Origin of the sequence: Vibrio sp. V30_P3S12P165 (genome assembly GCF_009904905.1) — a bacterium.
GTDB classification, from domain to species: domain Bacteria; phylum Pseudomonadota; class Gammaproteobacteria; order Enterobacterales; family Vibrionaceae; genus Vibrio; species Vibrio fujianensis.
Window position 1 is genome coordinate 1 of the sequence record NZ_WXWH01000020.1, and the last position, 6,271, is coordinate 6,271.

The following is a 6,271-nucleotide window of genomic DNA, read 5'->3' on the forward strand; positions in this document are numbered from 1 at the left end:
ATCCAAGGGAGAAACAAAGAGATTTTGAAGTTCATACTTTGTTATCGATGACGAACAACGTATACCGTGTGTATACCTTATTTAGAATAAGAGGTTAAGAATGCTCACAAATCTTAGGTTTTGTACACATGCCATATTACTCAATATATTATTTGTTTCTTCCAGTCTTGCTCTAGATTGGAGCGGAATGAATTGGCTTATTTCGGATGGTTGGAAAAACGAAGGAAGTGAATTCGATTGCGTATGGCAATCTCAAAATGTTTGGATGGAATCTAATTTACTTATTATGCATGCTAAATCAGAGCCATATGGGAAAAGTTGTTCGGAAATTCGGACCTACCAATATGTTCGCCGTGGACGTTATGAAGTTGAAATGCAGGCCGGTGCCGTACCGGGAACCATTAGTTCATTTTTTACCTATACCGGTGAGGCTGGTTCAGCAAGCCACTATGAAGTTGATATTGAATTGATGGGAGGAACGAATTTATTACATACTAATATATGGATACAAGGACAACAGTTCCCTGTAGATATCGATTTAGGACAATATGGAATGTCTATCTGGAGTATGGAGAAATATGCTTTTTCCATCGATGAATATGGTGTGACATGGGAAGTGTTTAGCCGATATCATAATCGTTGGGTTCAGGTAAGACGAACCAATAAAAGGGTAACCAGTTATATGCAGTTATTTATTAATAATTGGATAAGTGCTAACCCTCATTTTCCACCGAGTCATTATAATGGCTACCCTGCTTATGCTAAATATCGAATGGTTAGATTTTTTCCTTATGAATAAGATTTTTAAAAGGTTATTAAAACAATGAGAGTATTAAATTATTATGAAACGAATAACTAAAAAATATATTGTTATCCCTTTGCTACCGATAATAATCGCAGGGTGTAATTTTGATAAATCGATAAAGCAACTTGATGTTCAACAAAGCGATGAATCAAAACTGTTTGGTGTGAGCGCAATAACGGGTATTTCTCCTTGGATTCAATCTGAGAGTGATAATTGGAATGTTACTCAGGTTAGCCAGACCCCAGCGAGCATGACCGGTATGCATGCTATATTGATCAATAATAATGGTCAGAATGATACGGCAGATATTCAGATCACTGGCACACAAAGTCGCATATTCATGTTGAAATCTGAGTCAACCATGAACCTGAAGCGGTATCAGGCTGGGTATATAGAGTTTAAGATTCGCTCTAAAAGCGCGGTGCCTTCATCGATGACGGTCTCAATTGATAATGAATGGCCAAACCGAAGCAGTTTAGTATTGAATGGTGTGTTATCGGGTGGGGGAAGTTGGGAAACACTGACTGTACCCATTCAGTGCTTGCAACCTTTTGATGGAGCGATTGCTATTAATTTAAGCCAAGTGGGGAACCCTTTCCATCTTGATATTAAAGAAACCTTTGACTACGAAATTACCGATATTATGTATCGGTTAACGACAGAGCGAGAAACGGTCGTTAATCCTGATAGTTGTGAGGTAGGAGCAGGGAGCGGTGTGAATCAAGCGCCTCCTTTAGAGAGTAGACACCTAGCATTATATTACTCGGGTGATAGCACTCAGGCACAAGATTATACGTCATCTTACCCCATTAATTTTTTTGGCTTTGATGTAGAAGAAGAGAATCAAGTGGTGAATGTATTTGCTTCTGATAATGGAGGCGTTTTCCTTGGAAGTGAGGATTCTGATAAGGATTTCTCAGAATATAAAGAAGATTTCATGACTCTAGATTTAAAAGTAAAAAATTATGGGGAGACGAATGGTATTCAAGTGCGCATGGACGGAGAAAGTGAAGATTTTGGCCTGTTTTTCACGGTAGATAATAATATATTGCCATCGGATAATGAGTGGTATCGCTGTCAGTTTCCGATATCACTATTAATCCCTGAAGATAATTTAAATTTAGTGAAAAAGTCATTATATCTATCTGGCCCATGGGATAGTATGAATGAATTAGAATTTTCATTCACGAATGTAGCTATAAAAGATGAGGAAGAAAATTATAATTCGGCATCTCCTTGTATTAAGTTGTAAATATTAATTATCCTTACAGGAAGTAATAAAAAATAAAGACAATTAGCTTTAAGCTTATAAAGCTAGTCGATGCTGCCTGTTTATTATACTGGTATTGCTTTATATATATAAAGTACACCTTGATATAAAATAACTTTCCAATAATAGGGACAAAAAATGAAAGCGATAAAATTAATTCCTGCCTGTATTGCTATGAGTGCTCCTTTTTTATCAACTACCACACTTGCTGCAAATATAGAAGGGTTCAATTTTACAGGGTATGCTCGCTATGGTGCAGCATTTCAAAGCAGTGATGAAAAAAATGTGAGTACAGCGGGTGCATTAAATGGTAATGCGACAGGACGTTTAGGTAATGAAAATAATGGGGGAGAGTTCAGTTTTTCGAGAACCTTCACCAGTGATCAAGGCGCTACTTGGGAAGTGGTTGCTATGTTTGATCACTATTCGGATGAGTCTTGGGCAACCAATGGTGGAGTGAAACTCAAAAAAGCTTACGCCAGCGTGACGAATTTTCTTTCCTCTCAACCAGAAATGCGTGTCTGGGCTGGGCGTGACTTTCACCAACGGCCACAAACGGATCTGAATGATTATTTCTGGATGACTCATGATGGACAAGGTGGTGGTTTTTATAACCTTAATTTAGGGGGCATAAAACTGGATCTGAATGCCATTGCTCAAGTTGAAGGTGATATGGTTGGAGATAATGGGAAATATGCAATCACCTCTAAATTGCACGGAATAACCCTGTTTGATACAGCCAACCTCTCTTTATATGCCAACTATGGTTTTGCTTCTCATAAAGCGAAAGGACAGTCTTATTATGATACCGATGCTTACCAGCTAGCCGCTGAATTTTCAATGGGTGGGCATCAATTGCTATTCCGTTATGCAAATAACTCGAAAGACAGTGTTTTTGATTTATCTGAAGATCAAGAAGCGTGGTTAGTCAGTTTTAATGGAGCTAAGAATTTTTCTGATAAAGCAGGCATACAATATTTAGCTGCATATCAATTTTTAGATGTTGCTGACCATAATGATCGTGCTAACTATAGTATTATTATTCGACCAACCTATTCTTGGGATAATATCAACTCTACTTGGTTAGAAGGTGGCTACAGCCTTGTTGACTATAAAGATGTTGATGCAAAAAATAGTTCATGGAAAGTTACACTTTCTCAGAATATTGCTATTGGTTCTCAAATTTGGGCTCGACCAATGCTACGTTTTTATACCACCGTCGGTAGTGCAGACAACGAATATGTCGGCTTTGATTCATCAACCGGAGAAATGCAGTCTACTCGCTTAGATACTTTAACATTTGGAGCGATGTTTGAAGCTTGGTGGTAATCTTTACTATATAGATTAAGAACGATTTTTCTCTTTTGAATCGTTAAAGATAATAAACATCAACCTTATTTTTTTTGTTCAGAAGTGAGGTTGATTTTTTATTGATAATAATAAACCTTGATTTTTATTGTCAGTAATGTTGATAAAGGTAATCTTATGATTTTTAGTAAAGTTATTTCGCCTTGTGTGGTGATGCTGACTCTTATTTTAACTATGGGTTGTGGTTCTGGTGGTTCTGATACTAAGAAGGATATCATCAATTTAGATAGCCAATATTACAAGGATATCTATCACTGGAATATGAGTAAAGGACTTAGTTTTAGCTTACTTGGTCGTGGTATTAATATGGGGAATTTTCTTGAATCCCCGAATTATGAGGGAGAGTGGAATAATGGTCTTACTATTCAAGCTAGTGATTTTAAAAACATAAGCCAATCCGGTTTTGCTAGCGTAAGAATTCCTGTTCGCTGGAACGCTCATACTTTATTAACTGATCCTTACACGATTGAAGAGGCTTTCATGGCACGAGTTCAAGAAGTGGTTGATCAAGCGATTCAAGAAGGCTTAAAAGTCATTATCAACGCACATCACTTTGACGAATTATTTTACGATAATAAAAATTTTGAGTTTCACCGTTCACGTTTATTGGCATTTTGGGATCAAATATCTAAACGTTTTCCTCTTAATCAATATGATGAAGATCAACTGATTTTTGAATTTCTTAATGAGCCTCATGACAATGTGACAGTGATAGAATGGAATCATTTAATTGCAGAACTAACAGAACGTTTATGGATAATCAATGCAAATACTCAAAATAATATCTTAGGACAACGTAAAGTCATGATAGGTACTGCTGATTGGGGAGGGCCCTCTAAGTTACCTCAACTAGCTTTGCCGAGCAGCTCTAATGTGAAAAATACCATTATTACTGTGCATTTTTATGAACCATTTACATTTACCCATCAGGGTGCATCATGGGTTGATGGAGCTAAAGCATGGATTGGTACACGTTGGGTTGGTTCTGAACCCGATCAGCAAGTCTTATTTGATTATTTAGACTCGGTTGAGGCGTGGAATACTCAGATTGGTCACGGGTTTGAAATTAATATTGGTGAATTTGGTGTGTTTAGTCAACATTCTAAGCCTGAAGATCAACGAGCATGGACCGCTTTTATTGCAAGAGAAGCTGAAAAACGGGGGTTTAGCTGGCACTATTGGGAATACAGTTCCGGTTTTGGCGCTTATGATCCCGATTCAGAAAAATGGCGAACAGCATTACTTGAAGGACTTATACCTGAAAGTACAGACCACTAGAGTAAAGCGTTACCATCATCTGGCGTGATTGCCATTTAGTGTCATAGATTTTTGGTTGTTACAGGCAAGAAAAAAGACGTCCTGAGAGCTGGTGTAAGTTGAACTTATAGTTTAAGCTTTTGATTTTAAAGTTAAATCAATGGTTTGATTTTTAAAGTGGTTACTACTATGGTTCCTAAATCTGTTATGATAAGACGATCTTTGGCCATTTTAATCTGTATTGCTTAAAGTATATCGTCGAGAGTATCTGCAGGTTAAAGCTCAATGCTCAGTAGCTCGTTATCGATCAACTCCTTTAGCTTCGCCTTGATCTGGCTTTTAGACTGACTACCTGCAATTTGGCTCAGTTTGTCCCAGTCAGCTTCACTAAATGTTAGCGTTTTTTCTTCTTTGCTGGTTTTAGTATCTTTGCTTTTATTGAGCTCTCTTTCTTTTCTGCCAAATCTCTCAGTTAGTTTTGCTTCCAGTTTTGTAAATTGGTTTGGCTCTGTGGTAGCGCAAAGCACATCAAAGATACACAAAATGGTTTGCTTTTGCTTATCGGTGCTCTCTGTTACAGAGAGACCGAGCGCCGGGAACTCTTTGGTTAAGCTACGGTAATACCAGCTTATTAAATTGCTATTGCTTGTTTGAAAGACATTTTTATTCGTATTTATTTTATTAAAGACTGTAGTATGAAGTTGTTCTAAATCCTGAAGTAATTGGTATGTTTTCCTGCGCTCTTGTGAAGAGATTGATATGATTATGAACTCTAGAGTATTCACTATGTTGTTGTAAGCTGAGAGGCTTTTATTTGGGCATATTTTTGCTAAAGGCTTTAGATGGCGGGTTTGATTGCGAGAACTTCTGTAGTTTTTTAAATCTAAATCTAAATCTAAATCTATACCGGTACCTAAATCATGTTGACCTGATTCAAAAGAAATACTAGTTACAGGATAACGAAGATTCTCAGAACCATCTCTTACTAAGGCGCGAATCATTACAAGGAAAAAGTAAAGAGCTCTTGGCTGTTGATGTAACCAGCCAATATAATCATCGAGGTCACTCCTTATACTTTTCGATAGTGAAAAGATATTATCAATAAAATTCCCTAGTGCTTCTATTTCTTCTTCATTCAAATTGCCAGAATCTAAAATCTCTCTATCTATATCTAATGTTTCACTAATGTATTCTTTTAATAAGAATTCTAATTGAGGTTTGTTACGTTCATTTAAATCTTTTGTTTTTTCATTAGTTTTAGATCTTGTTTCGATGATGGTTATATATTTCTTTAGATCTTCTGTTGTCGAGTTTTTTATTAGTTCTCGGTAGCGATTGTGGACCATTTCTTACTCTCAGTGAAGTTTTTTGTTGGTATATAGTAGGAAATATATCATATTTAGGAGAGTTTTTTTACGCTATCAGGTTGGTTTTTGGTTGGTTTATTGTGGTTTTTTGGTGGGTTTTGCTGTTTTTTGTGACTTAAGTAGGGCTTAGCAGTTGTGTTGTAAAGTTGAGCTAAGAAAACTTAATCAAGAGAAATTGATATTATCTTAGTCTGATTGATTTTA

The 6,271-nt window shown here is 36.6% G+C and carries 5 protein-coding genes; 4 read left to right on the forward strand and 1 reads right to left on the reverse strand.

The genetic code is table 11. The annotated features are described in order from the left end of the window. The first annotated feature begins 187 nt into the window (after positions 1-187). The 4 genes from CAG57_RS04690 to CAG57_RS04705 all read left to right on the forward strand — a co-directional run bounded on the left by CAG57_RS04690 (position 188) and on the right by CAG57_RS04705 (position 4,721). On the forward strand, positions 188-799 hold the full coding sequence (locus CAG57_RS04690) for a family 16 glycosylhydrolase (protein ID WP_161433792.1): 612 nt from the start codon (positions 188-190) through the stop codon (positions 797-799). A gap of 43 nt (positions 800-842) precedes the next feature. Continuing rightward, entirely contained in the window at positions 843-2,057 is a 1,215-nt protein-coding gene (locus CAG57_RS04695; protein WP_161439494.1) for a putative glycoside hydrolase, read from the forward strand. A gap of 156 nt (positions 2,058-2,213) precedes the next feature. Then, positions 2,214-3,404 carry a carbohydrate porin gene (locus tag CAG57_RS04700; RefSeq protein ID WP_161439495.1) on the forward strand — a complete coding sequence of 397 codons (1,191 nt, stop codon included), beginning with the start codon at positions 2,214-2,216 and terminating at the stop codon, positions 3,402-3,404. Positions 3,405-3,560: 156 nt separating this feature from the next. Further along, entirely contained in the window at positions 3,561-4,721 is a 1,161-nt protein-coding gene (locus tag CAG57_RS04705; protein WP_161439496.1) for a glycoside hydrolase family 5 protein, read from the forward strand. A gap of 254 nt (positions 4,722-4,975) precedes the next feature. Here CAG57_RS04705 and CAG57_RS04710 read toward each other — a convergent pair whose 3' ends face one another. Beyond that, positions 4,976-6,046 (reverse strand): hypothetical protein, encoded by a 1,071-nt coding sequence (locus CAG57_RS04710; protein WP_161439497.1) that lies wholly within the window; start codon positions 6,044-6,046, stop codon positions 4,976-4,978. Positions 6,047-6,271: the final 225 nt, after the last annotated feature.

What these genes read in the sequence shown, in the direction of transcription:
- CAG57_RS04695 (WP_161439494.1), top strand. Translation starts at nt 843, where the DNA reads ATGAAACGAATAACTAAAAAATATATTGTTATCCCTTTGCTACCGATA.
- CAG57_RS04700 (WP_161439495.1), top strand. Translation starts at nt 2,214, where the DNA reads ATGAAAGCGATAAAATTAATTCCTGCCTGTATTGCTATGAGTGCTCCT.
- CAG57_RS04710 (WP_161439497.1), bottom strand. Translation starts at nt 6,046, where the DNA reads ATGGTCCACAATCGCTACCGAGAACTAATAAAAAACTCGACAACAGAA.
- CAG57_RS04705 (WP_161439496.1), top strand. Translation starts at nt 3,561, where the DNA reads ATGATTTTTAGTAAAGTTATTTCGCCTTGTGTGGTGATGCTGACTCTT.
- CAG57_RS04690 (WP_161433792.1), top strand. Translation starts at nt 188, where the DNA reads ATGAATTGGCTTATTTCGGATGGTTGGAAAAACGAAGGAAGTGAATTC.